19 protein-coding genes are annotated in these 24,118 nt (G+C 62.8%); 3 read left to right on the top strand and 16 right to left on the bottom strand.

Annotated features, from left to right (window positions below; all coding sequences use genetic code 11):
• Window positions 1–18: 18 nt before the first annotated feature.
• Entirely contained in the window at window positions 19–1,089 is a 1,071-nt protein-coding gene (locus tag KTJ77_RS01115) for an alpha/beta hydrolase (RefSeq protein ID WP_217336688.1), read from the bottom strand.
• Between the two features lie 137 nt (window positions 1,090–1,226).
• Here KTJ77_RS01115 and radA point away from each other — a divergent pair, with 137 nt between their 5' ends.
• A complete protein-coding gene (radA, locus tag KTJ77_RS01110) occupies window positions 1,227–2,591 on the top strand; it encodes a DNA repair protein RadA (protein WP_217336687.1) in 1,365 nt (454 codons plus the stop codon).
• Window positions 2,592–2,620: 29 nt separating this feature from the next.
• Here the strand turns inward: radA and KTJ77_RS01105 are convergent, their stop codons facing one another.
• From KTJ77_RS01105 to KTJ77_RS01090, 4 genes are all read right to left on the bottom strand, one after another.
• Window positions 2,621–3,013, bottom strand: coding sequence for a dehydrogenase (locus KTJ77_RS01105; protein WP_217336686.1), 393 nt, complete (start codon window positions 3,011–3,013; stop codon window positions 2,621–2,623).
• A 326-nt stretch (window positions 3,014–3,339) separates the two neighbouring features.
• Window positions 3,340–4,083: a type II secretion system protein M gene (locus tag KTJ77_RS01100; RefSeq protein ID WP_254367329.1), complete on the bottom strand. Its 744-nt coding sequence runs from the start codon at window positions 4,081–4,083 to the stop codon at window positions 3,340–3,342.
• 94 nt (window positions 4,084–4,177) lie between these two features.
• Entirely contained in the window at window positions 4,178–4,681 is a 504-nt protein-coding gene (locus KTJ77_RS01095; protein ID WP_217336684.1) for an amino-acid N-acetyltransferase, read from the bottom strand.
• A gap of 78 nt (window positions 4,682–4,759) precedes the next feature.
• Complete coding sequence (locus KTJ77_RS01090; RefSeq protein ID WP_217336683.1) at window positions 4,760–7,291, bottom strand: ATP-dependent Clp protease ATP-binding subunit; 2,532 nt, start codon at window positions 7,289–7,291, stop codon at window positions 4,760–4,762.
• 132 nt (window positions 7,292–7,423) lie between these two features.
• On the opposite strand from KTJ77_RS01090, the gene KTJ77_RS01085 reads away from it, so the two are divergent.
• Window positions 7,424–8,476, top strand: coding sequence for an LLM class flavin-dependent oxidoreductase (locus tag KTJ77_RS01085; RefSeq protein ID WP_217336682.1), 1,053 nt, complete (start codon window positions 7,424–7,426; stop codon window positions 8,474–8,476).
• 240 nt (window positions 8,477–8,716) lie between these two features.
• Here KTJ77_RS01085 and KTJ77_RS13635 read toward each other — a convergent pair whose 3' ends face one another.
• A complete protein-coding gene (locus KTJ77_RS13635) occupies window positions 8,717–10,408 on the bottom strand; it encodes a helix-turn-helix transcriptional regulator (protein WP_217336681.1) in 1,692 nt (563 codons plus the stop codon).
• Window positions 10,409–10,425: 17 nt separating this feature from the next.
• Window positions 10,426–11,382, bottom strand: coding sequence for a prephenate dehydratase (pheA, locus tag KTJ77_RS01075; protein WP_217336680.1), 957 nt, complete (start codon window positions 11,380–11,382; stop codon window positions 10,426–10,428).
• An 89-nt stretch (window positions 11,383–11,471) separates the two neighbouring features.
• Here pheA and pgm point away from each other — a divergent pair, with 89 nt between their 5' ends.
• Window positions 11,472–13,115: a phosphoglucomutase (alpha-D-glucose-1,6-bisphosphate-dependent) gene (gene pgm / locus KTJ77_RS01070; RefSeq protein WP_217336679.1), complete on the top strand. Its 1,644-nt coding sequence runs from the start codon at window positions 11,472–11,474 to the stop codon at window positions 13,113–13,115.
• A 69-nt stretch (window positions 13,116–13,184) separates the two neighbouring features.
• On the opposite strand, the gene KTJ77_RS01065 is transcribed toward pgm, so the two are convergent.
• From KTJ77_RS01065 to KTJ77_RS01025, 9 genes are all read right to left on the bottom strand, one after another.
• Window positions 13,185–14,234, bottom strand: coding sequence for a biotin/lipoate A/B protein ligase family protein (locus tag KTJ77_RS01065; RefSeq protein ID WP_217336678.1), 1,050 nt, complete (start codon window positions 14,232–14,234; stop codon window positions 13,185–13,187).
• A gap of 22 nt (window positions 14,235–14,256) precedes the next feature.
• Window positions 14,257–15,108 (bottom strand): alpha/beta fold hydrolase, encoded by an 852-nt coding sequence (locus KTJ77_RS01060; protein WP_217336677.1) that lies wholly within the window; start codon window positions 15,106–15,108, stop codon window positions 14,257–14,259.
• 143 nt (window positions 15,109–15,251) lie between these two features.
• Window positions 15,252–16,163: an ROK family protein gene (locus KTJ77_RS01055; RefSeq protein ID WP_217336676.1), complete on the bottom strand. Its 912-nt coding sequence runs from the start codon at window positions 16,161–16,163 to the stop codon at window positions 15,252–15,254.
• Window positions 16,163–16,900 carry a copper homeostasis protein CutC gene (locus KTJ77_RS01050; protein ID WP_217336675.1) on the bottom strand — a complete coding sequence of 246 codons (738 nt, stop codon included), beginning with the start codon at window positions 16,898–16,900 and terminating at the stop codon, window positions 16,163–16,165. The genes KTJ77_RS01055 and KTJ77_RS01050 overlap by 1 nt, the downstream gene beginning before the upstream one ends.
• The gene (locus tag KTJ77_RS01045) at window positions 16,897–18,567 is read right to left on the bottom strand and encodes an ABC transporter ATP-binding protein (RefSeq protein ID WP_217336674.1); all 1,671 of its coding nucleotides are present in this window, start codon (window positions 18,565–18,567) and stop codon (window positions 16,897–16,899) included. The genes KTJ77_RS01050 and KTJ77_RS01045 overlap by 4 nt, the downstream gene beginning before the upstream one ends.
• A gap of 2 nt (window positions 18,568–18,569) precedes the next feature.
• Window positions 18,570–19,460 (bottom strand): ABC transporter permease, encoded by an 891-nt coding sequence (locus KTJ77_RS01040; protein WP_217336673.1) that lies wholly within the window; start codon window positions 19,458–19,460, stop codon window positions 18,570–18,572.
• Window positions 19,457–20,464, bottom strand: a complete 1,008-nt coding sequence (locus KTJ77_RS01035) for an ABC transporter permease (RefSeq protein ID WP_217336672.1) — start codon at window positions 20,462–20,464, stop codon at window positions 19,457–19,459. Before KTJ77_RS01035 ends, KTJ77_RS01040 begins: the two co-directional genes overlap by 4 nt.
• Window positions 20,465–20,490: 26 nt before the next feature.
• Complete coding sequence (locus KTJ77_RS01030; protein WP_254367328.1) at window positions 20,491–22,308, bottom strand: peptide ABC transporter substrate-binding protein; 1,818 nt, start codon at window positions 22,306–22,308, stop codon at window positions 20,491–20,493.
• Window positions 22,309–22,587: 279 nt separating this feature from the next.
• Window positions 22,588–24,075, bottom strand: a complete 1,488-nt coding sequence (locus tag KTJ77_RS01025) for a M81 family metallopeptidase (RefSeq protein ID WP_217336671.1) — start codon at window positions 24,073–24,075, stop codon at window positions 22,588–22,590.
• Window positions 24,076–24,118 lie beyond the last annotated feature (43 nt).

Raw genomic sequence — 24,118 nt, 5'->3', positions numbered from 1 at the left:
GATGTTCTACGCGCTGGGTCAGAGCGGTTTCATTGTCTCAGCCTCCCCATTTTTACGACGCGCTTGTTGCAGAAGATGACCAAGACCCTTGACAGCCTCCCCCAACGCTGCCTTGCCGGTCTTACCAACACCCGTCGCGTTCGTGAACGCGTGAATATGGCCGGGCACGACCTGGAGCGTCGTCGGCACTCCCGCCGCCTGCAACGCCTTCGCATAGGCGATGCCCTCATCACGGAGCACATCGAAGCCTGCGACGGCGACGTGCGCTGGAGCAATTCCGGAACCATCACCGAGATCTTCGAAGAGCGGGGAGACCGCGGGGTCGGTTCGTTGATCAGGGTTGGGCACGTAGTGGTCGCGGTACCAGTGCATTTGTTTGCGAGTGAGGAAGTACCCCTCGGCAAACTTCGCGTAGGAGGGGTGCTCGGTGGAGAGGTCGGTCACCGGGAAGAACAACAGCTGCGCGTCGGGCGGATTGTCATCGCGCGTCAAGTTGGCGACCACGGCGGCGAGGTTTCCGCCTGCACTGTCACCAGCGACAGCGACGACGTCACCCCATTCGGGTTGCTCTCGCACCCAGCGGTAGGCGTCGATCGCATCTTCCACTGCCGCCGGATAGGGATGTTCCGGAGCCAAACGATAATCAACCGAGATCACGACGACGCGCAAGTGGTGCGCGATGAAACGGCACACCGCGTCAGTGGAGTCGAGGCTGCCCACGACCCACCCGCCGCCGTGGAAGTAAGTGACAGCGCCGAGAAGTGCGTCGTTTTCACCGTGTCGGTACACGCGGACAGGCACCGAACCGCTTCGCGTGGGCACCACCATGTCGCGCACCGTATCGACGTCAATCATGCTGCCAAAGATGCGTGCCTCGGCGTCAATCTGTTCACGTGCTTCTGGTAGCGGTAAGTCTTCGAATGCATTGCCTGGAAGCGCATTCAACACCCGCAATGCCATTTGCACTTCGGTAAAGAGCTGATTGCCGTCGATGACCGTCGGTGTGCCCGCGATCACCCGTTGTATCGGCTCGGGCAAAGCACCGAGCGTGCGAATCGCTGCGCGCATTGCACTTTCACTGAGAGTCATACTCCTCCTTGAGCACGTTCTCGAACCTGTATGCACGACCGTATTACATCCCACCGACATCACACGATTACATGCCGCCGACATCACACGTTGCCTGGCCGCAACGCAATGTCGGAGGCACCGCCTAGCCTGGAATCATGGCAAGCCGACGAACCACCGAGGTCTCCTTCAAATGCACCGAGTGCGGGTGGACCACCATGAAATGGGCGGGGCGCTGCGGCGAATGCCAGCAGTGGGGAACCGTCGTTGAGTTTGGTGTGCAGGCGGGCATCGCGAAGCCCAAGGTGACGGCTCTCGCACCGTCGGCTGAGCGGGCTGCAAAGCCCATCACGCAGATTGATACAACGGAGTCCCCTCGGCGCACGAGCGGCGTGAGCGAGTTTGACCGCGTGCTGGGCGGCGGCATCGTTCCCGGTGCTGCGATCTTGCTGTCGGGTGAGCCCGGTGTGGGCAAGTCAACGCTGCTGCTCGAGGTGGCCGCACAGTCGGCGCGTGCGGGGCGACGCGTGTTGTATGCGAGCGGCGAGGAGTCACCCGCACAGGTACGGCTCCGTGCCGAACGCACCGGGGCTTTGCACGACGAGCTTTTTCTGGCGAGCGAGACTGACCTGGCGACAATCCTCGGTCACATCGACGAAGTACAGCCCGCGCTGGTCATCATCGATTCCATTCAGACGGTCGCCTCCGCTCTCTCCGAGGGGGCAGCCGGCCACCCCAGCCAGGTGCGTGAAGTCGCAGCCACCCTCGTGCGGGTTGCGAAAGAGCGCGGGCTACCCATCATCATCGTCGGTCACGTCACAAAAGACGGTCAGGTTGCTGGGCCGCGTCTGCTCGAGCACCTCGTTGATGTGGTGTGCCAGTTTGAGGGCGACAGGCAAACGTCGCTGCGCTTCATCCGTGCGTTGAAAAACCGCTTCGGCCCGACCGACGATGTGGGCTGCTTCGAAATGAGCGGCGCAGGCATCATCGAAGTGACCGACCCATCGTCGCTGTTCTTGTCACGGGGACTCCCCGAACCCGGAACCTGTGTCGCCATCGCATTGGAGGGGCGCCGGGCACTTCCGGTCGAGGTGCAAGCACTCACCGTCGCAGCCACCGGGCCGGCGCCACGCCGCATCGTGCACGGCGTCGACGCCGCACGCGTCGCGATGGTGCTCGCCGTGTTGGAACGCCGGGCAGGCATCCGCACCTCCGGCTTTGACGTCTACGTATCCACAGTCGGCGGCGTGCGCTTTACCGAACCGGCTGCTGACCTTGCGATTGCGATCGCCGTCGCCGGCTCCGTCTTGAACACCGCGGTTCCGTCAGACCTCGCCGCTATTGGTGAGCTGAGCCTCGCAGGCGAAATCCGGCCGGTGACGCAAGTGGCACAGCGCCGCGCGGAAGGAAAGCGCCTCGGCTACGACATGCTCATTGATGACCGTTCAAAGACGCTGCGCGGTGCACTCGCCGATCTCCGCACGCGCACCCGCGCGGCAGAACCGCAAGGACCGCAGTTCTAAGACCCCAGCCAGGCCAAACGACGCGACGGCTACACGTCGAGCGCGGCGAGAATGTCAGCAGGGTCGGCCTGCATCGGGTGCGGGCCAGCGATGTCAAAAAACACCGTTGTGATCACACCCTGGTGGCGGGTGAGAAAGTCTTTCAGCCAGAGGGGTGAGTACAGCGCAACCCCCGGTGGCAGGTTTGCCGGCTTGTTCTTTGCGTCGCTGAAAATCAGGAGCGCGACGTTTCCCTCAGCATCGCGATACGTCCATACATCGCCACGATCGAGCGGGTTGTCTTTGGCCGCTGGCTTCATCAGCGGAAGCACGGTATTGCCGTTACGAAGTGCGAGCGCGACGGCCGCCATGTCCTTCCTCTCAAGGGCCTGTGCGAGGGCCTCAGAGCGGAACTCTTTCTTACGGGAACGCGACGATGCCATGGTTCCAGCGTACCGAGCAAAAGGGAGGCCCCCTCAAAATGTTCACGGGGGATAAACATTCAGAAGGGGCCATGGCTCACCCGGAGACCGGGATATCGTCACGAGAGTTGGGGGATCGCTCGTGATGACTCTGCTAGAGGCAGCTCACCGTGTCTGCGATACGTCGGGAGCCAGCCCCCAGACTATCTCCCTCGGCGAGGGATGCATAGGGCAAAACGACGATACCTGTGCGGAAGTTTTTCAATTCTTTCGCATACGACACCACCGGGATCATGCACCACCCCGCCCCGGCCGGCGCGACGAACAGGCGTAGAACGACGTCGGTCTCAATAGAGCATGAACTGGGCGCTGCCCTGCGATTCAAACGAAGCGATCGTCACCGTGAGGTGGTACGACGCTCCGCCACCGCCCGCACGCGGGCGTGTTTCATCGGCGCACGTTGATACCGAGGAGCGTGTCCGATCCCAGACGAGCGGAACCTGGCTTGCGGCGGTCTGCCCCGCAGCCAGCGTCACGATTTGGTTCGTCGGGTTGGCCTGGCAGTCCGTCGACCGCCACCATACGTCATTGCCGCTCGTGATCGTGAAGGATTGAGCGGCGGTGCCGACATCGATCGTGCAGTCACGCGCCGTAAGGTTCGTGAGCGAAAGCGTCAGCTGCGGCAGTTCATCCGCGCCGTATTCAGACTTGTCTGTCGAGGCATCTACGCGGACATCCTGCGGACCGCAGGCGACAATTTCAGCCTCGGGTTGCTCAGTGGGCAGTTCCTCGACGGGGGTTGTTTCGCCTTCACCGCCGGATTCTGCGCTTTGCGCACCATCCGCTGTTCCGTTTGTCTCCGCGGTTCCGTTTGCCTCCGTGGTTCCGTCATTGGCGGCTGCGGCGTCAGCCGGCGCCGTGGCAGACGGCGATCCGCTTGTCGTCGGTGAAGGCGACGGGGTGGCCGAGCTCCACGGCTGCCAAATCAGCAGAACGATGGCGAGAATGAAAACAAGCAGTCCACCGAACACGACAATGCGCCGACGGCGATACACCGCTGGCGAGTGGCGACGTGGACGTGGAGTAGACATCATCAAAATCGTACGCGCTGACCCGCGGAAATCCGGCTCAGCACGGCGGATAACGCAGAGACTCTCATGTTGCCCAGCGCGGCATGCATCACGCCTACAGCGTCTTGAGCATGCGGGTGTTGCCCAGCGTGTTGGGCTTCACGTGCGCGAGCTCCAAGAACTCAGCGACACCGGCGTCCGGGCTCCGCAGGAGTTGCGCGTAAACCTCGTCGCTGACGACCTGCTTCTCGCCGATCGGCTCGAATCCGTGGCGGGTGAAGAACGGAACCTCGAAGGTGAGGCAGAAGAGGCGCTTCAGCCCCAGGTCACGTGCCTTGAGTTCGAGTGATTCCACAAGCAGGCCCCCAATGCCGCGGCGTGCCCAGTCATCATGCACCATCAGGGTGCGGATCTCTCCCAGGCTCTTCCACATCACGTGAAGGGCGCCGCATCCGATGAGACGGCCATCCGTTTCGGCGATCACGAACTCCTGCACGGACTCGTACAGGGCGACAAGCTCCTTGCCAAGCAGAACGCGTTGCTCCACCATCGGCTCGAGAAGATCGCGAATACCTTTCACATCAGCAGTGCGCGCGGGCCGGACGATGATTTCAGTCACACCTCAAGTTTAGAACGCGGATGCCGCACAAACGCAGAACGGGCCCGACGTTGTCGGGCCCGTTCTATGAATTTCGCGTTACGCGACGTCACCGCCAGCGATGATGTCAGGCGTTGCCGAAATCGCCGGCGTCGTGTTGGCCGCAAGCGCGACCTTTTCACCACGCGGTCCGGTTTCGAAAGCGAAAGCACCATCAGCGAAGTCGACCTTGATGTGGTCGCCCGAGTGCAGCTGCCCGTGCAGGATGCGCTCAGACAGCTGGTCTTCCACCTCACGCTGCATCGCGCGTCGGAGCGGACGTGCACCCAGCGCCGGGTCGTAACCAATCTCGATCAGGCGGTCCTTCGCCGAAGCCGACAGCTCCACCGTCATGTCGCGGTCAAGCAGACGCTCAGCCAGACGCTTGGTGAACAGGTCAACAATCTGACGCAGCTCTTCCTTCGACAGCTGCGGGAAGACGATGACGTCGTCGACACGGTTCAAGAACTCGGGCTTGAAGTTGCGCTTGAGCTCTTCATCGACCTTGCCCTTCATCCGCTCGTACGTCGTCTGCGAGTTGCCCTCAATCTGGAAGCCAACGGGAGCACCAGCAATAGCCTGCGAACCGAGGTTGGTCGTCATGATGATGACGGTGTTCTTGAAGTCGATGACGCGGCCCTGACCGTCAGTCAGACGACCCTCTTCCAGAATCTGCAAAAGCGAGTTGAAGATGTCGGGGTGCGCTTTTTCGATCTCATCGAAAAGCACGACGGAGAACGGCTTGCGGCGAACCTTTTCGGTCAGCTGGCCGCCCTCTTCGAAGCCAACGAATCCGGGAGGGGCACCGAACAGACGCGAGACGGTGTGCTTTTCGCTGAACTCACTCATGTCGAGCGAAATGAGGGCACCCTCGTCGTCAAACAGGAACTCCGCGAGAGCCTTGGCAAGCTCCGTCTTACCCACACCGGTCGGACCGGCGAAGATAAACGAACCGCTGGGGCGCTTCGGGTCTTTCAGACCCGCACGCTGACGACGAATCGTGCGCGACAGCGCAGCAATGGCTTCGTCTTGACCGATGACACGCTGGTGCAGAGCCTTCTCCATGAAGACGAGACGCGAGGACTCCTCTTCGGTGAGCTTGAACACCGGAATACCGGTGGCCTGTGCGAGCACCTCGGCGATCAGGCCCTCGTCGACGACAGCGTGCGTCGCGACGTCGCCAGAACGCCACTGCTTCTCGAGGCGGAGGCGCTCAGCGAGCAGACTCTTCTCCTCGTCACGCAGGGAGGCCGCCTTTTCGAAGTCTTGCTCTTCGCTGGCCTTTTCCTTGTCTTCGCGAACCTTGGCGATCTTCTCGTCAAACTCGCGCAGCTCAGGCGGCGACGACAGGATCGACAGGCGCAGGCGTGCGCCAGCCTCGTCGATCAGGTCGATGGCCTTGTCTGGCAGGAAACGGTCGGCCACGTAGCGGTCGGCAAGGTTTGCGGCTGCGACGATGGCGCCATCCGTAATCTGCACCTTGTGGTGGGCCTCGTAGCGGTCGCGCAGGCCCTTCAAAATGTTGATGGCGTGCGGGATCGACGGCTCAGCAACCTGGATCGGCTGGAAGCGGCGCTCAAGAGCCGCGTCCTTCTCGAAGTGCTTGCGGTACTCATCAAGCGTCGTGGCACCGATCGTCTGGAGCTCACCACGAGCAAGCAGCGGCTTCAGGATCGACGCTGCGTCGATGGCACCCTCAGCTGCACCCGCACCGACAAGCGAGTGAATCTCGTCGATGAAGACGATGATGTCGCCGCGGGTGCGGATCTCCTTGGTGACCTTCTTCAGGCGCTCTTCAAAGTCACCGCGGTAGCGCGAGCCAGCGATGAGCGAACCGAGGTCAAGCGAGTAGACCTGCTTGTCTTTCAGCGTCTCAGGAACCTCGCCCTTAACGATCGCCTGAGCCAGGCCTTCAACGACGGCGGTCTTACCGACACCGGGCTCACCGATCAGCACCGGGTTGTTCTTGGAGCGGCGCGACAGAATCTGCATCACGCGCTCGATTTCCTTCTCGCGGCCAATCACCGGGTCCAGCTTGTTGTCGCGAGCGGCCTGCGTCAGGTTGCGGCCGAACTGGTCAAGAACAGCGGAACCACCCTGGGGCGCCGACTGCTGCTGCTCGCTGCCTGCGGCAACACCAACGGGCTCCTTGCCCTGGTATCCGCTGAGCAACTGGATGACCTGCTGGCGCACCTTGTTCAGGTCGGCGCCGAGCTTGACGAGCACCTGAGCGGCAACGCCTTCGCCCTCGCGGATGAGACCGAGCAGGATGTGCTCGGTGCCAATGTAGTTGTGGCCGAGCTGAAGAGCTTCGCGCAGCGACAGCTCCAGCACCTTCTTGGCACGCGGCGTGAACGGGATGTGGCCCGTCGGCTGCTGCTGGCCTCGGCCAATAATGTCTTGGACCTGCTCACGGACTGCGTCAAGCGAGATGCCGAGCGACTCCAGCGCCTTGGCTGCGACGCCCTCACCCTCGTGGATCAGGCCGAGCAGGATGTGTTCGGTGCCGATGTAGTTGTGGTTCAGCATCTTCGCCTCTTCTTGGGCGAGCACAACTACGCGACGGGCACGGTCGGTGAATCTCTCGAACATCTTCACTCCTCGGGGCGTTAACGGAATACGCCTTATGACGAGGGTAACCACTCCGACGAGCCGCTGAGCCGGTGTTCGCCGTCGGCTAACGGATCGGGAATCAATCCCTCTCCCGCGACGTTGCACCGATCGATGGTTACCCTCTCTGTTCTCGATCTTGTTTCTGTCCGCACCGGCCAAACATCGGCCCAGGCGGTCGCCGCGTCGATGGCGCTCGCCGCCCTCGCTGATGACCTGGGCTACGAGCGCTACTGGTTCGCTGAGCACCACAACATGCCAGCAGTGGCGTCAACATCACCAGCGGTATTGATCGCGGCCGCAGCCTCACGCACGCAGCGCATTCGCGTGGGTTCTGGCGGTGTCATGCTGCCCAACCATGCGCCACTGATCGTGGCTGAGCAGTTCGCGACCTTGGAGGCGATGGCACCCGGTCGTATCGACCTGGGTATCGGCCGGGCTCCTGGCAGTGACCCGGTTGTAACACATCTGCTTCGCCAGTCTGGCGCGACGAGCGATGTTGACCGCTTCCCCCAGCACATTGCCGACATCGCGGCGATCATGAGCCCAGAGGGCGCGACAATGCGCTTCACGAGCGGCGGCGAGTACGCCGTGCACGCCACCCCCAATGCCGCGAGCTCTCCCGAGATCTGGCTTCTGGGTTCCAGCGACTACTCGGCAACGTTGGCCGCACAGTTCGGTCTCCCCTATGTCTTCGCTAACCACTTCTCTGGGCAGGGTCTCGAGCGTGCGCTCGAGCTGTACCGTTCCCAATTCCAGCCGTCGGCCGTGCTCGACGCTCCGCGCACCTTCCTCACCACAAACGTTGTTGCCGCACCGACTCTGGATGAAGCCGAGCAACGAGCCTTGCCGCAAATGCGCATGTTTGCGAAACTGCGTCTGAACCAGCCATTGACCGCGCTAGAGACTGTCGAAGCCGCCACGGCTGCGCTGGAGACAGTGACCGACCGCGAGCGTGAGGCCATGGCTCTGGTGCGAAGCCGTTGGATGATCGGAACCGGAGAGACGGTGCGTGCGGAACTTACGAAATTTGCCACGCAACACGGCGTCGACGAAGTGATGGTGGTTCCGGTTGCCGGCGCTTACGGCGCAGAAGACCGGGCGGCATCGTTCGGCCGCGAACAAACGCTCCGCCTCATCGCCGGCGCGTCGGCCCTTCGGGTTTGACCGCCGAGAAGAAGAGGATCGACCCGCATCAAATAGGGGGGAGTTGATGCGGGTCGATCAGCCCGATGCGCGGGGGAAGGCATCGGGTTTGGACTTGTTAAGTCCGGCCAGCCCAGGGACAGAACCGGCATGCGCGGGAGCTTTCGGGAATGCTCTCCGCGCGTTTGTGAGTCAATCACACCACGGTGATTTCACCGGTCGGCACGGACGTTTAGAAACTACCCGCCCCGACTACCCGCTTCAGTATTTCGGCGTGGTGAAGCCGGATTTCCCGATGCGCCCGACACGTCGCCGCAACAGCGCAGCGCCGAGTGTCGCCGCCTCGTCTCGAGAAGAGACGCCGAGGCGCTTCAACAGTTTCGCGACGTGGAACTTCACCGTGTTTGGCGAGATATAGAGCTCGGCGGCAATTTGGGCGTTGGTGAATCCCTGGCCGATATAGCGCAGGATTTCTTCTTCGCGCGCGGTGAATTCGATATACGGAACCACGGTGATGGTGGCGCGCGCAGGGAGCAGGTCAGCGATGAACGAAAGGTCGCTGGCAGCGACCGTGACGTGCAACGTGTCGAGTGCCGGCTGCGGAATGAGGCGCAACCACGCACCGAGGTGATGTCTCTCGATCAGCGGCAGCAGGTTCCGGAGCCCCTCCATCGCCATGGCGCGGTTGCCGTGATGCGCGTGGATGGCTGCGAAAATCGTCCAGTACAGCGCGCGCCAGCGCGGGCCAAACACGTCTTCGGAGTACTGCGAGGGTTCGCTCACCGTGGCACGTTCGTCACTTGTGACCATCGCCGCCATCGCGAGCGCGAGGTTCCGCGGGCCCGGGTACTCCGAAATCATGTCGGCAAACCGCGTCTGCAACGCGCGGTCGCCGGCGATTGATGCGGCCACGATTCCGATCGCGGCAAGCCGTGGCGCGGTGTTCGCAGCGCCGTGTGCGGAAAGGAGTGTCAGCTGTTCATCGACGAACACCAACGCACTGCTCGCACGGTCGTTGAAGATGAGGGCCGCGCAGTGCACGAGGCCGAGGGGGCCAGGGATCATCGGGGTGGGAGACGCCGACACCATGCGTTGCGTGAGCGTGAGCGCCACGGCGATGTCACCACGATCAATGGCGGTCCAGGCGCGTGCCGTTGCCACCATGAGCCACCACGGATCGCGAGGAGTAGCAACGACCTCCTCAGGCGTGAGCGGCATCTCCAGTGTGGACGCGGCCAGCGGCGATACCAGCGACCGGTCGCCGATGAGCACGCCCACGACGGAGGTGCCCCAGTCGGCTTGCATGAGCCTCGGCACGCGGGGGTCAACCGTGTGCTCGCGCACCCACTGCCACATCGATGCGGCCTCAGCGACGCGGTCGTTGAGGAAGAACGAAATCGCGAGGTCAGTTGCGGCAACGCCGACAACGGCAGCCGCGCCGTCATCCTGTGTGAAGGTAAACCCGCGCACCAGGTCGGCCGCGCGGCGTGTGACCTCGATACATTCGCGCGTCTGCTGGGCGAGGTGGAGGCAAAGCGCCGCGAGCGAAAGGTCACGGGCGCGCTCCTCCGGGGCGATCGCGCTCTGCTTGCGGAGCCCAGCGGCTGCTGCCACGAGAAGCGGAACCAGGGCGTCCAGATGGCCGGTGGCCTCACGACGCGCAAAGGCAATCGCTAACAGGAGCGCTGGACGTTCTGGCGTTGCGAGGGTGCCGATGGGCACCGCGAGCGACAATTGCCGAAACGCGGCGTGAAGTTCGTTTGCGTTGGTGAGGAGCTCAGAAAAGGCGATGGTGCGCAGCGCGTGCTCAGCACCAGCGACGTCACCGGCGTCGAGAAAACCAATGATCGTGGCGATGTACCGCCTGGCATGAACGTCGCGTTCATTCTCCTGCTGCGTAACGGAGAGGGGCTTCATCGCGTCATCGCGGACGGCCTCATCAGGTTGTTCCACACGTGCTCCGGTTTCGCCTACTCGACCGGCTTACCGCGCATAAGGGCGTCCAACCACTCCCGCGCCTCGATGAAGACGTCGTCGGAGAACTCGTCTTCGTGCTGGACGATGACGCGGTCAGCGCGCGGATAGGAGCCAAGGAAGACCACCCGGGGGCTGAAACGACGAAGACCCATCAGCGCTTCAGCCATGCGCGCGTCATTAATGTGACCGTCAGCGTCGATGACAAATCGGTAGCGGCCAAGTGCGTCGCCCACCGGGCGCGATTCGATCAGGCTGAGGTTGATTCCGCGTGCCGAGAACTGTTCGAGCAGCGCAAGCAGGGCGCCAGGGCGGTCGTCAGGAAGCTCCGCAATGATCGAGGTCTTGTCAGCGCCGGTCGGCGATGCGGGCGTTGTGGTTCGCGTCACGAGCACGAAGCGGGTGACCGCATTCGTGTTGTCGCCAATGTCGGTGGCGAGCACCTCAAGGTCATAGTGTTCGGTGATTCCGGGAGGGGCAATTGCCGCTTGTGCCGGCAGGCTGCCATCAAGAACACCAATCGGACCGGCCACATTGCTTGCGGCGGGCACGTGTTGGTGCTGTGGCAGGTGCTCGCCAAGCCAACGGTGGCACTGTGCGTATGCCACCGGGTGCGCCGCGATTGTGGTGACGTCTTCCAGCTTGGTGCCGGGGGCGGCGACCAGAACAAAGTTGACCGGAACCAGGTACTCGCCAATGATGCGGAGGTTCGGCAGTGTGGCGAGGGCATCTTGCGTCGTGGAGACGCCACCCTCGATCGAGTTCTCAATCGCGATCATCGCGGCGTCGCTACGCCCCTCAATCACGTCGGCGAAGGCTTCACCCGCGTTGTGAACGGGGCGCCAATTTTGTCCTTTTGCCTCCGGAACCTGCTGCAGTGCCGCCTCGGTAAAGGTTCCGGCGGGGCCCAGGTAGCTGTACGTGCGACGACCGGGCTCAAACTCAGCAGACATGGGTTCAGCCTAGTGAGAATTCCCGGTGCATTCCTACGATCCGCGTCATTGAAGATGCGCCCAAGGCGAAGGACAGGCAGACTGGCATCATGACGCGCGCAGGACAGCCGGCACAATCTTCCGATCTCATTGACGTAGACGCCTTAATTGCGGCCTACTACGACATCGCTCCCGACCCCACTGTTGCTTCGCAACGCGTGTCATTCGGAACCAGCGGTCACCGTGGTTCCGCATTTAACGGCTCCTTCAACGAGGTGCACATCCTGGCGACGACGCAGGCGATCGTCGATTACCGGGCGTCGCAGGGCATCACCGGCCCGCTGTTCATCGGCCGCGACACGCACGCGCTGAGCTTGCCAGCCGAGCGCACCGCCGTTGAGGTACTGGTGGGCAACGGAATCGCCGTGTTGCAGGATTCTCGCGAGTCCTATGTTCCGACACCAGCGCTTAGCCATGCGATCCTCACCCACAATGCGGGCAAGGCAGCCGATGATCCCACCCGCGCCGATGGCATCGTGGTGACCCCCTCGCACAACCCGCCTGCTGACGGCGGTTTCAAGTACAACCCGCCGCATGGTGGCCCCGCTGACACCGACGCCACCGGCTGGATCGCTGACCGTGCGAACGCGCTCATCGAAGCGGGTCTTGCCGATGTGAAGCGCGTGCGCACCGCCGATTTTGCCACGGGGGCCACCGGTTCCTACGACTTCCGCGATGCGTACGTGCGTGACCTCGGGACGATCATCGACGTCGACGCGATCCGCGGCGCTGGCGTGCGCGTTGGCGCTGACCCGCTGGGCGGCGCGAGCGTCGACTACTGGTCGTACATCGCCGAGGTGCACAACATCGATATCACGGTCGTTAACCCGGATGTGGACCCGACGTGGGCATTCATGACCCTCGACTGGGACGAGAAGATCCGCATGGATCCGTCTTCGCCTTCTGCGATGGCAGCCCTCGTCGCCCGCCGCGACGAGTTTGACGTACTAACCGGCAACGACGCCGATGCTGATCGCCACGGCATTGTCACGCCGGACGCGGGCCTGATGAACCCGAACCACTACCTCGCCGTCGCAATTCAATACCTCTATACGCACCGCCCGAACTGGCGTCATGATGCGGCGATCGGTAAGACCCTGGTGTCAAGCATGATCATTGACAAGGTGGCAGAATCACTGGGGCGACGCCTGTGGGAGGTGCCGGTCGGATTCAAGTGGTTCGTTCCTGGACTGCTTGATGGTTCCGTTGCCTTCGGCGGTGAAGAATCTGCCGGTGCGTCGTTCTTGCGCGCCGATGGTTCTGTCTGGACGACCGATAAAGACGGCATTTTGCTGTGTCTGCTCGCCGCCGAGATCATCGCGGTGACGGAAAAGACGCCGTCGCAGCTGTATGCCGAGCTGGAGGATCGCTTCGGTGCGAGTGCGTACCAGCGCGTCGATGCGGCAGCCACGCCTGCGCAGAAGAAGGTGCTCGGACAGCTGTCCCCCGACGCCGTGTCAGCTGTCGAGCTTGCCGGCGAGCCCATCACCGCGAAACTGTCGCACGCACCAGGCAACAGTGCCGCTATTGGTGGGCTCAAGGTACAGACCGCGAACGCATGGTTTGCCGCACGCCCATCGGGCACGGAAGACGTTTACAAGCTGTACGCTGAGTCGCTTCGCGGCCCGGCACACCTCGCCGAAGTACAGGAGCAAGCCCGCGCGGTTGTCGCCGCCGCCCTCAACGGCGCGTAGCCCCGTCACGTTCACTCATTGAGCGTTTCGTCTCGACCCGCGAGCGAAGCGAGACGGACGGAGCGCCTGTTACGGAACGCGCTTGAGCCAGGCCTCGGTGGAGAACTTTGACTCGACGAGAGCCTCAGCGTCGGCGTACTCGTCTGCGCTGATCTGGCCGATCGTCGCACCGGTGAGTGACTGGAACGTCGAAATCAACGCGGTAATGATGTCGTCACGGCTCATCCCGGTCTGCGAGCGAAGCGGGTCGACGCGCTTTGCCGCTGACGTGGTTCCCTTATCTGACAGCTTTTCGCGGCCGATACGGAGTACCTCGGTCATCATCTGACCATCCATGTCGTAGCTCAGCGTGGCATGGTGCAACACGCCACCGTTGGCGAGGCGTTTCTGCGCAGCGCCGCCGATCTTGCCCTTCGAGCTGGCGATGTCGTTGAGCGGCTGGTACGTCGCATCGATGCCGAGCGCGCGCAGACCTTGCAGCACCCAGTCATCAAGGAACGCGTAGGAGTCGGCAAAGGTCATACCCGACACCAGCTCGGCAGGCACATACAGCGAGTATGTGATGATCTGGCCTGCACCCATCATCATCGCGCCACCGCCCGAAATACGGCGGACGACGTCAAACCCGTGGCGCGCTGCCCCTTCAGCATCGACCTCATTGCGAAGCGACTGGAACGAGCCGATCACGACGGCTGATTCGTTCCACTCCCAAATGCGCAGGGTGGGCTGGCGTCGGCCATCTCCGACACGACCGGTGAGAACCTCATCGAGGGCCAGGTTCATGCGCGGCGAAACGGCCTCGTCGTGCACGATCTCCCAGCTGTAGTCCTTCCACCCGGGTGCCGTAACCAGCGCACGCCGCACCGCGGTTCCGACCGCCTCTGGCGTGAATCCCAACAGCTGAGCGCCCTCGGGGAGCGCTGCGCGCACCGTGGCGGCAATGCCGGAAGCATCCGTCTTCTCATCGAGCCCGTTTACGGCGGCGTTAATGTCGAGCAGCGCGGAGTCGGGCTCGAGAAAAAAGTCACCGGCAAGGTGAAAGTTGGTGATGACGCCATCGATCACATCGAAGTCAACAACGACGAGTTTTCCGCCTGGAACTTTATATTCTCCGTGCATAAACCCAGCCTAGCGCCGTGGTTCACCCCGCCGGCTGAATGTGCCTATCCAGCCAAGCCAGCAGGTCGGCACGCACGCGCTCCTGGTCTTTTTCGTTGAAGATTTCGTGGCGGTCATCGGGATACACCAGCGTCGTGACGTCGGTGAGGCCGGAGCGCTCGCGGTACGCCTTCGCAAGCTTGTGAACGCTGACGGGGCCACCCACCGGGTCGTTGGAACCCACCATCAGCAGCACAGGAACGTCGCGAGGCAGGTGCTTCGCTGGCAGCTCATACAGGCGCATGGCATCGGCCAGACCGAAAAGCTTCAGCAACGGCTTCTCCGTGGTAAGCGGGTCGGCGCGAAACTCTGCCCAAATCTCTGGGTCAGTCGACAGCCACTCAAGGCCCGTAGCGGTGGGCCCATCAAATGCGCGGTTCAGCGGGAGTGGACTGAGCGTCGTCGGCGAGAGGCGAGCGGAACCAGAAAGCACGACGGCGTCGAAAGCGTCGGCATGGTGATTGAGGAGCCACTGCGAGAGGAACGAACCCCACGAGTGCCCGATCAGGATCAGGGGGAGTCCAGGATTCTCCGCCTTAATCAGCTGCGTAAACTGCCACACCGCCGCCTGCGTGGCCCGCAGTCCCCCGGGGCCCAGCGTGCCGAGCTTGTCAACATTGCCGTTGTGCTGCTTCATGCCGGTGCGTCCGTGACCGCGATGGTCATCGGCGTACACGGTGTATCCGGCAGCTGTCAGCGCGCTGATCAATGCCCCATAGCGGCCGGCGTGCTCACCCAGCCCGTGGGCGAGTTGCACGACCCCGCGCGCGACCCCTTTGGCAGGATGAACGTCATAAACGATTGCGATGCCATGTGCGTCAATGAATTCAGCCATGCACGCGAGTCTAGGGGGCGTACTCGCATTGGTCACGGACCGGCGGCAACGCTCTGACTTCCTGTTGTGCACGATCGAAAGGCAAGAACGCCGCGAAACGCCGTGCTTTTCAGCCCGAAGGGACATCTGCTCGTGCAGAACGGCTACGCGGTGACGGTGCGAGCCATGCGGTCAACGGCAATGCCGACGCAACCGACGGCGCCGGCCCAGCGGCCGAGTTCAGCGGCGACGATGGGCGGCACGGTGTGGAACGTCTTCTTCTTGTCAACGTGAGCGACCGCCAACTGCACGAGGCGGTGCGGGGCACTCGCGAGGCCACCACCGATAACGACACAACCCGGGTCGACAAGCGCGAGCAGCGTGAGGAGTGCGTCGCCCAACGAACGGCCAGCGCGGTCAACGATCGGCAGTGCGCGTGCATCGCCATTCTCGTATGCGATGAGCAGGTCGCGGGGCGACCCCTCGCCCCCAGCCGCGTGCCACCCGCGACGCAGCGCGGGTGCCCCGATCACGGTTTCCAGGCAGCCCCGTTGTCCACAGGCACACAGCTCGCCGTCGGGTTCGACCACGATGTGTCCCAGCTCGCCAGCAATGCCGTGCGCGCCTGCTGCGACGGAACCGTTCACAACGTGACAGCCCGCGATGCCGGTGCCGAGCGCGAGGGTGAAAACGTCACTGTGGCCGTCACCTGCACCCCAGCGGGCTTCGGCGATAGCGGCGGCGCGACCGTCGTTCACGATGTCGACCGGAACCTCGAGAATGTCGCCGAGGCGCGCGCCAAGGTGCACGCCGTCCAGGTGCGGCAGGTTGACCGACCGCAGCACGGTTCCGGTATCGCTGTCAACGAGCCCAGGGATGGCGATGACGACACCAGCGAGGTCGTCGCCCGCGATGTCGCGCGCGATATCGGCGAAGGCAGCAACCGGATCGCTTGCTGGCGTCGCTAACGTGTCTTGTTTGACAACGACGGGACGGTCATCGTCCGTGATCATCGCCAACTGGTATTTGATGCTCGAGCCGCCAACATCCAGCCCGAGCAGGTAACGCGTCGTCACTAGTGATCACCGGCCACAATGGTGGCGATGCGTCGCGCTTCGTCGGCGTCAACCTTTTCGAACGGGCCCAGGCCTTCGCTACTCGCCGCGCCCATGCTGATGCCGGTCACGTCGGGTACGAGCCGCTTGGCCGAAAAGTGCACAGCCTGCACGCCCGTGGCCATGACCTCAGCGACGGTGGCAGAGGAAATGCCGCTGCCCGCCATGATGTCGATGCGACCGGCAGCGTGCGCCACCATGTCACGGAGCCCGGCAGCACCGGCAAGCGCCGTCGGGGCACCGCCCGAGGTCAGCACGCGCACGACACCGAGATCAATGAGTTGCTCCAGCGCCGTGGTGCGGTCACTCGCGACGTCGATCGCCCGGTGCGCGGCGACGGAGGCGCCACCGGCAGCAGCCACGAATTCGCGCATCGCCCGCTCATCAAAGAGTCCGTCTTCGCCGAGAGCACCAACGACGACGCCGTCAACGCCTGCGGCAACCGCGAGCTCAATATCGCGTGTCATGACGCGAATCTCGTCAGCGTCGTAGTGGAATCCACCCGCACGCGAACGAATCAGCGCATGCACTTCAACCGCGCCTGCTGCCGTCTCGACGACGTCAGCAATGGTTCCGGCCGATGCTGTCAGCCCGCCCAGCGCCAGCGCCGAGCACAGCTCGACGCGACGCGCGCCAATGCTGATCGCAACACGAACAGCATCGGCATCGGTAGCAATAAGCTCCGTCTGCAGTCTCACGCCACACTCCGAGTCAGTCGCTCCAGGCGACGAGCCTGCTGAACCGCGGGATCCGGAACCGGAACCGAGCTGAGGAGCTTCTTCGAGTACGGGTGCTGCGGGTTTAGAAGCACGTCATCAGTCGTGCCGATTTCGACGATCTCGCCGGCGAACATGACGGCAACGCGGTGCGAAATTTCGTGCACAACGGCGAGGTCGTGGCTGATGAACAGGCACGCGAAGTTCATCTTCTCCTGCAGCGTCTTCAGCACGTCAAGCACGGCAGCCTGCACCGATACATCGAGTGCTGAGGTCGGCTCGTCGGCGACGATCAGCTCCGGCTCCAGCGCGATGGCGCGGGCCAGACCGATGCGCTGACGCTGACCACCGGAAAGCTCGTGCGGGAAGCGGTGTGCGTACGACGCGGGCAGCTCCACCGCTTCAAGCAGGTCGCGCACCCGGGCCGCGCGATCCTTCGCGCTCATCGGGCGGTCAGCCCGGTGAATGATCAGCGGTTCGGCAATCGCTTCGCCCACCGTCGTGCGCGGGTCAAGGCTCGAGCCCGGGTCTTGGAAGATCGTGCCAATGCGGCCGCGCATGCGACGTTCGGCACGGCCACGCAAACCGCCCTTGCCGACCGTCTCACCAAAGAGGCGCATGGTTCCGCTCGACAGCGGCGTGAGGCCGAGGGCCGAGCGACCAAGGGTCGACTTTCCTGACCCTGATTCGCCGACAAGGCCGAGGATCTCGCCCGGGGCAATCTGCACCGACACGTTGTCGAGAGCGGCGAAGGAGTTGCCGCCCTTGCGATAGATGACGCTCGCGTCAATGAGTTCCATCACCGCGATGTCGCTGGCCGGCGGCGGCGTCATTCCGAGGCCGGGGCCTTCCGGCAGACGCGGCACCGCACTCAGCAGCTTCTTTGTGTACTCGTCTTCCGGTGTCTTCAGCACCTGGGTCGTGGTTCCGACCTCGACCATGTCGCCACGGAACATCACGGCGACGCGGTCAGCGATATCGGCGACCACACCCATGTTGTGGGTGACGAGCATGAAGGCGGTGCCGCTCTCGTCGGCAAGCGTACGGATCAGGTCAAGAATTTCGGCCTGCACCGTGACGTCGAGTGCCGTCGTGGGCTCGTCGGCGATGATGAGGCTCGGCTCGTTTGCCAACGCAATGGCGATCACAACGCGCTGACGCTGGCCGCCGGAAAGTTCATGCGGGAAGCCCTGCGCGCGGCGCTCGGGGTCGGGAATGCCGACACGTGCGAGCATCTCGACAGCCTTCGCCGCCGCGTCCTTCTTGCTGATCTTGCGGTGGTTGAGCAGCGCCTCAGCAATCTGATCGCCGATGCGCATCGTGGGGTTCAGGGCCGTCATCGGCTCCTGGAACACCATCGAGATTTCCTGCCCGCGCACACCGTTGAGCTCTTTTTCGGTGAGCGTCGTGAGGTCACGGCCGTTCATGATGATTTCGCCCGTGCGGGTGGCCGTCGACGGCAACAGCGACAAAATCGCCATGGCCGTGACCGACTTGCCAGAACCCGACTCACCAACGACGGCGACAACTTCGCCAGGGTTGATGTCGAGATCAATGCCCTTGACCGCTTCGACGGGGCCCTGTTCGGTAGCGAATGTCACCGCAAGGTTGCGCAGGCTCAGCAAGGGCTGGGTGGTTTCAGAAGTCACCGTTAGAGTCCCTTCACATCGAAGAAGTCGCGCAGGCCGTCACCGATCGCGTTGAACGCGACCACGGTGAGGACGATGCAGATACCGGCGGGGAAGATCAGCCACCAGGCACCCGAGTACGTGTAGGTCATGCCGCCCGTGAGCATCGCGCCCCAGTCGGTGGCCGGAGCCTGGAGGCCCATACCCAGGAACGAGACGTACGCGACGAGGAGGATCGCGTCAGCAACCTGGAAGGTCGCGTTCACGACGATCGTGCCGACGGTGTTCGGGACGATGTGCTTGATGACGGCACGCGAGTGGGTGCCGCCCATGGCCCGAATCGCCATCACGTATTCACGGGACTTCAGCGAGATCGATTCTGCGCGCACGAGACGAGCCGGAACCAGCCACGACACCAGACCGATCACGAGAATCATGAGGCCGACGGAGGGCTGCAGGATCGTGGAGAGAATCAGCAGCAGGAACGTGGCGGGAATCGCGATACCAGCGTCAACAACGCGCATCATGATGGCGTCTGTCGCTCCGCCGACGTAACCGGCAATCGCACCCCACAAGGTTCCAATTCCGGTCGCGAGCACTCCGGCTGCGAGCCCGATCAGAATCGAGATCTGACCACCCTGCATGAGACGGCCAAGCACGTCATAGCCGAGGTCGTTGGTTCCGAGCGGGTGTCCAGGACTTCCCGGAGGGAGCATCGCGCTCTTCAGATCGGTGTGCACCTGGTCGGTCTGCCAAAACAGCGGGCCGACGAAGCAGAACAGCAGGAAGAAGACGATCATGGCGAGGCCGAACATCGCGAGCTTGTTGCGCACAAAGCGGCGCATTCCGCGACGCCACGGCGTCTGTGACTTATCGATTTTCACGTCGTTGCGGGTGGAGGCGGTGGAGGTCATGCCAGTTCTCCTCGCGTGCGGGGGTTCAGAAGCGCTTGTGCGATGTCAGCGAGCAGCGATCCGACAACGGTGGCGATGGCGATCACAAGGATGCAGCCGATCAGCACGGGATAGTCGGAGTTTTGCGCGCTGGTCCAGAACAGCAGCCCCATACCCGGGTAGTTGAAGAGCGATTCGACCACGATCATGCCGCCGAACATGACTGGTAGGTAGTAGCCGAGCATCGCGATGACGCTCGTCAGCGAGTTGCGCACAACGTGACGGCGAATCACGACGGGCATCGGGGTTCCCTTGGCCCGCGCGGTGCGTACGTAGTCTTCTGACAGGTTGTCGATTGTCGACGAGCGCATGTAGCGCGACAGCGTCGCAATAATGCCGAGGGCGGCGGTCGCGACGGGCAGGATGAGCTTGGCCGGCTGGCTGAGGACGTCAGCGACGGTGTCACCCTGCGGGGCGAGAGCCGGAACCAGCTTGAAGGTCTGCGCGAACACGATCACCAGAACGAGGCCGAGGAAGAACGACGGCGTCGAGTAGATCAGGAAGTTAATCGCGGTCAGGATGTAGTCGCCTGCCTTGCCGCGACGCGTTGCCTGGTAGATGCCCATGGGGATCGCGATGACCAGTGCGACAGCCATGGAGATCAGCGCGAGAATCAGCGTCTTGGGCAGACGCTGCTCGATCGCATCGGCGACCGGGCGATTCAGTTTGAATGAATCGCCCAGGTCACCGACGGCGAGCTGCCCGAGGAAGTTGAAGTACTGCTGCCACACCGGGAGGTCATAGCCGTGTTCTTTGTTGAACGCGTCAATTTGCTCTTGGGAGGCGGCCATACCCAGAACACCCTGTGCCGGGCCTTGAGGCAGAGCAAGGTGCAGCAACGCGAAGACGATGAGCGTCACAATCAGGATGACGATCAGTCCCTGCAGGACTCGCCGTGCGAGGAACAGCCAGAACCTGGCTGCACTCGAGGTTTGTTTCACCGCGCTTCGCGCTGCTGTAACCATGCTTTTACTGCCTTACTTGCGGGGTATTACTTGGTCCAGGACCAACGCTGCGGGAAGAACTCGGCGCCCGGGTCCTGTGCAACGATGTCGAGGCCTTCCTTGACAACCGAAACCTGGTAAACCGGGTTCGGCATCCACATAACCGGGAGGTCTTCAGCCAGCAGCTTCGAGTACTCCTGCGAGATCGAGGTGTCGGTCGATACGGTCATCTGGTTGATGATTTCTTCCGCAGCCGGGTTGTCGTACTGGCCTGCGTTCCACTTCGTTTCCTTAGCAAAGACGCGCTCACCCGTCGGGTAAGCCGGGAAGTACCAGGAACCAGCGGTGCCGAAGAAGGTGAGCTCCCAGGTGCAAGCACCTTCACCGGTCTTGCACGACTGTGCTTCGGTGAGAACGGCGTCCAGCGGGCGAGCGTCGATCGTCATCTTGACGCCGATCTTGGCGAGCGACGACTGAATCTCAGCCATCATGTTGTCGGTCTCCTGCGAGCCGTTCTGGGTGGTGACGACGATTTCCATCTTCTGACCAGCAGCGATTCCCTCGCCACACTGGCCAGCGCCGGCGCCAGCGTTCGTGCACTCGAGCGTGCCATCCTTGCCAGCGGTCCAGCCGTTGTCAGCGAAGAGCTTGGCCGCGGTGTCGAGGTCGAACGGGTACGGGTTGTTCTTCTGCGTGTCCGAGATGTAGTCCGAGTCCGGCTCCTGCGGGATCGGGCCGTAACCGGGCTTTGCAGCGCCGTGCCAGACCACGTCAGAGATCGTCTCCTGGTCGACGGCGTGCTGCAGTGCCTGACGCACGTAGAGCTGCTTGTAAACGGCGCCCATCTCCGGGTTAGCGAAGTTGTAAGGCATGTACGTGATCGACCAGCCGGCCCACGGCTCAACGCGGTAGCCGAGGTCGGTGAACTGCGCCTCGTTGACGAGGTCGGCAGCGGTGACGTAACCGTAGTCAACTTCACCCGAGCGAACAGCGTTGACCTCGGCGTCAGCCGACGTGAACGGAACGAAGGTGACCGTCTTGATCGACGGAACGTCGGTACCGGTGTACTCCTCGTTTGCGGTCAGGACAACCTGACCCGAGTCCGACCAGCTCTCGACCTTGTACGGGCCCGAGACAACCTGCCACAGCGGGTTGGTCGCGTAGGTCTTCATGTCCTTCGCCTCAGCGAAGAGGTAGTCGAACACCTCGATGGCGCTCGCTTCTTCGCGGTCGAAGTCGCCGACCTCGCCGTCATCGCTCGTCTTGTTCCATGCGTGTGCGGGCATGGGGTAGATCAGTGACAGCTGGTTGGCCAGCATGAAGTCCGGGTTGTAGACGGCGTCGAACGTCAGCTTGAACGTCTTGTCGTCGATCGTCTCGAACGCGGTGATGTTGTCGGGGACGTTGCCCTCCGAGTAGCCACCAGTCTTCTCAGCGTTGAAGCGAACCAGGTTGTACCAGAACTCAACGTCGCGCGAGGTGACGGGTACGCCGTCTGCCCAGGTAAGGTCAGCGAGCTTGATGGTCAGCGAGAGGCTGTCTTCGGAGAACTCGTAGCTCTCAGCAGCGGAAGCCTTCTGGTCCCAGCCCATGGTTCCGCTCGCGCCGTTGAACGAGAACAGACGGGGGAACATCGTCGCCTTGATGGCGCCGTTGTGGGTTGCCATCGTGTCCGGACTCGAGATCGGAAGGATCCAGTTCGGGCCGGTACCGGCGGGAAGTGCGTAGGTAACCGAGTCCTTCTCGGTCGTTGAACCGTTGCCACCTGCGTTGTCGCTAGACGTGGTGCATCCAGCGAGAACCAGAGTTGCAGCGGCGATCATGCTCAGGGGAGCGACGAAACGTCGCATCACTGCCGTGCGCATCAAACCTCCTTGTTCAGTGCGATCGAGGGGTTAGTAAAGAATCTCGACGCACTTTTTAGTTTGCACGAAGTAAGTTACTCAAAACGACCGCTGATGTTTCGTTTCTGTAACTAACTTTTTTTATTTTCGAAGTAAGTGGTGAATGGAACCAAAAACAACGCCCCTGAGGTGCGGGTGCACTGCAGGGGCGTTGCGCGGCGACTAATTTATGTGTGGAATCAGTCGACGTTTTTCGCCCGCCAGGATGCGGCGCGCGGGAGCGGAAACCCGCTGGCGGCTTTAGGCCTTCGAACCGAAGATCTCCGCCGACAGGTCGGGCGTGTTCTCGAACGTGTCGAAGGGGAACATCGGACGCTGAATGCGGTGGTGTCCGAGGCGCTCAAGCGCCTGATCGACGCCACCTGGCGTGAGAGCGAGCGTCCAGCCACGCTGCGCGTCGTAGAGCGTGGGCTCCAGGTAGCCAATCTTGGTCACAACAATCTGGGCAGTCATCGGGTCAAGCCCGATCGACGTGAAGTCTTCGATCGCGTGATAGGCCTTACGGAACTCCGTGACGATGGCGTGGATGCCACCGACGCGGATGACCGCTACGCCACCCGCATCGATATCACCCTCGGTCAGCGAGACGAGCTCACCGGTGATCGTGACGGGGCCGTGCGGGCCGCTGTCGACGCGGGCTCCCGCTTCCACTGTCACAGTGGAACCAATCTCCTGCGTACGCAAGAAGTCGAGAGCGCCCTTGTCGAAGATCGAACCGACGAGAACGGTGGGCGAATCAGGCGACGTGAGCTCCGGCTTCTGGAGCAGCTGCGCGAGGGTCCACGTGACATCGCCCGTTCCGCCAGCGCCGGGGTTATCCCCAGAGTCGCTGATGAAATACGGGATCGTCTGCGATGCCAGCCCCGCGGCAACACCTTCGTCGAGGGTGCCGGGAGGGCCCACAAACTCGAACTCGTCGCGCACGCGCCAGAACTCAGCCGCCAATTCTTCGGCAGCCGATGCGATGACAGCATCGTCGGTTCCGGTGACCACCACGACACCATGGCAACGCGGCTCATCAGCCCACGCGTACCCGATCCAGATCGCAGCGTCGACAATACCCTCGCGAGTCTCTACCTCGTCGATGCGCGCATACAGGCTCTTGGCCGGCTCGACGCGAGTCGACGTCTTTTCACCAGGCAGCAGAATCGGAACAGGCACGTACGCGCGGCGCGGAACCACGCCACTGATGAGAGCGTCGAGAAGGTTCTTGATGGCGCGGTCGCGGGTTTCCCACGTGTCTTCGTGGGGTGCGAGGCGGTAGCACGTGATGATGTCGGTCTGCTCGATGAGCGGGCGCGACACGTTGCCGTGCAGGTCCATCGAGGCGGAGACGACGACGTCGTTGCCGATGACCTCACGGATGGCGGTGATCAGGTCACCCTCTGCGTCGTCGAGGCCGACGACGCTCATGGCGCCGTGGATGTCGAAGAACAGACCATCGATACCGTCGCCAGCGACGAGCTCGCGCAGTCCGTCGAGGATGCGCGTCTTGATGTCGTCATAGACCTCACGCAGCACCGCGCCGCCGGGAATTGAGCGAGCGTAATAGACAGGCATCCAGTGGGCCGCGTCACGCGCCGACCCCTCGCGCAGCGAGGTGTAGCGGTCGATGAGTTCGTCACCCTCGAAGCGCTGGAAGTCACGAGCACCAGCGCGGTGCGGAGAGAACGTGGAGGATTCGATGGCCATTCCGGCGATCGCGATGCGGGGCTTCGTCGTCGTCACAGAACGAGCATAAGCGCCAAAAGCCACTTACTCCAACATGTGG

The sequence above is a fragment of the Microbacterium sp. NC79 genome (assembly GCF_019061125.1).
Lineage (GTDB): Bacteria > Actinomycetota > Actinomycetes > Actinomycetales > Microbacteriaceae > Microbacterium.
This window is presented reverse-complemented; position numbering and strand designations above follow the sequence as displayed.

Bases quoted from the DNA above. Each gene is read 5' to 3' on its own strand.
- KTJ77_RS01115 (WP_217336688.1), bottom strand. From the start codon at position 1,089: ATGACTCTCAGTGAAAGTGCAATGCGCGCAGCGATTCGCACGCTCGGT.
- radA (WP_217336687.1), top strand. From the start codon at position 1,227: ATGGCAAGCCGACGAACCACCGAGGTCTCCTTCAAATGCACCGAGTGC.
- KTJ77_RS01105 (WP_217336686.1), bottom strand. From the start codon at position 3,013: ATGGCATCGTCGCGTTCCCGTAAGAAAGAGTTCCGCTCTGAGGCCCTC.
- KTJ77_RS01100 (WP_254367329.1), bottom strand. From the start codon at position 4,083: ATGTCTACTCCACGTCCACGTCGCCACTCGCCAGCGGTGTATCGCCGT.
- KTJ77_RS01090 (WP_217336683.1), bottom strand. From the start codon at position 7,291: ATGTTCGAGAGATTCACCGACCGTGCCCGTCGCGTAGTTGTGCTCGCC.
- KTJ77_RS01085 (WP_217336682.1), top strand. From the start codon at position 7,424: ATGGTTACCCTCTCTGTTCTCGATCTTGTTTCTGTCCGCACCGGCCAA.
- pheA (WP_217336680.1), bottom strand. From the start codon at position 11,382: ATGTCTGCTGAGTTTGAGCCCGGTCGTCGCACGTACAGCTACCTGGGC.
- pgm (WP_217336679.1), top strand. From the start codon at position 11,472: ATGACGCGCGCAGGACAGCCGGCACAATCTTCCGATCTCATTGACGTA.
- KTJ77_RS01065 (WP_217336678.1), bottom strand. From the start codon at position 14,234: ATGCACGGAGAATATAAAGTTCCAGGCGGAAAACTCGTCGTTGTTGAC.
- KTJ77_RS01060 (WP_217336677.1), bottom strand. From the start codon at position 15,108: ATGGCTGAATTCATTGACGCACATGGCATCGCAATCGTTTATGACGTT.
- KTJ77_RS01040 (WP_217336673.1), bottom strand. From the start codon at position 19,460: ATGACCTCCACCGCCTCCACCCGCAACGACGTGAAAATCGATAAGTCA.
- KTJ77_RS01035 (WP_217336672.1), bottom strand. From the start codon at position 20,464: ATGGTTACAGCAGCGCGAAGCGCGGTGAAACAAACCTCGAGTGCAGCC.
- KTJ77_RS01030 (WP_254367328.1), bottom strand. From the start codon at position 22,308: ATGCGCACGGCAGTGATGCGACGTTTCGTCGCTCCCCTGAGCATGATC.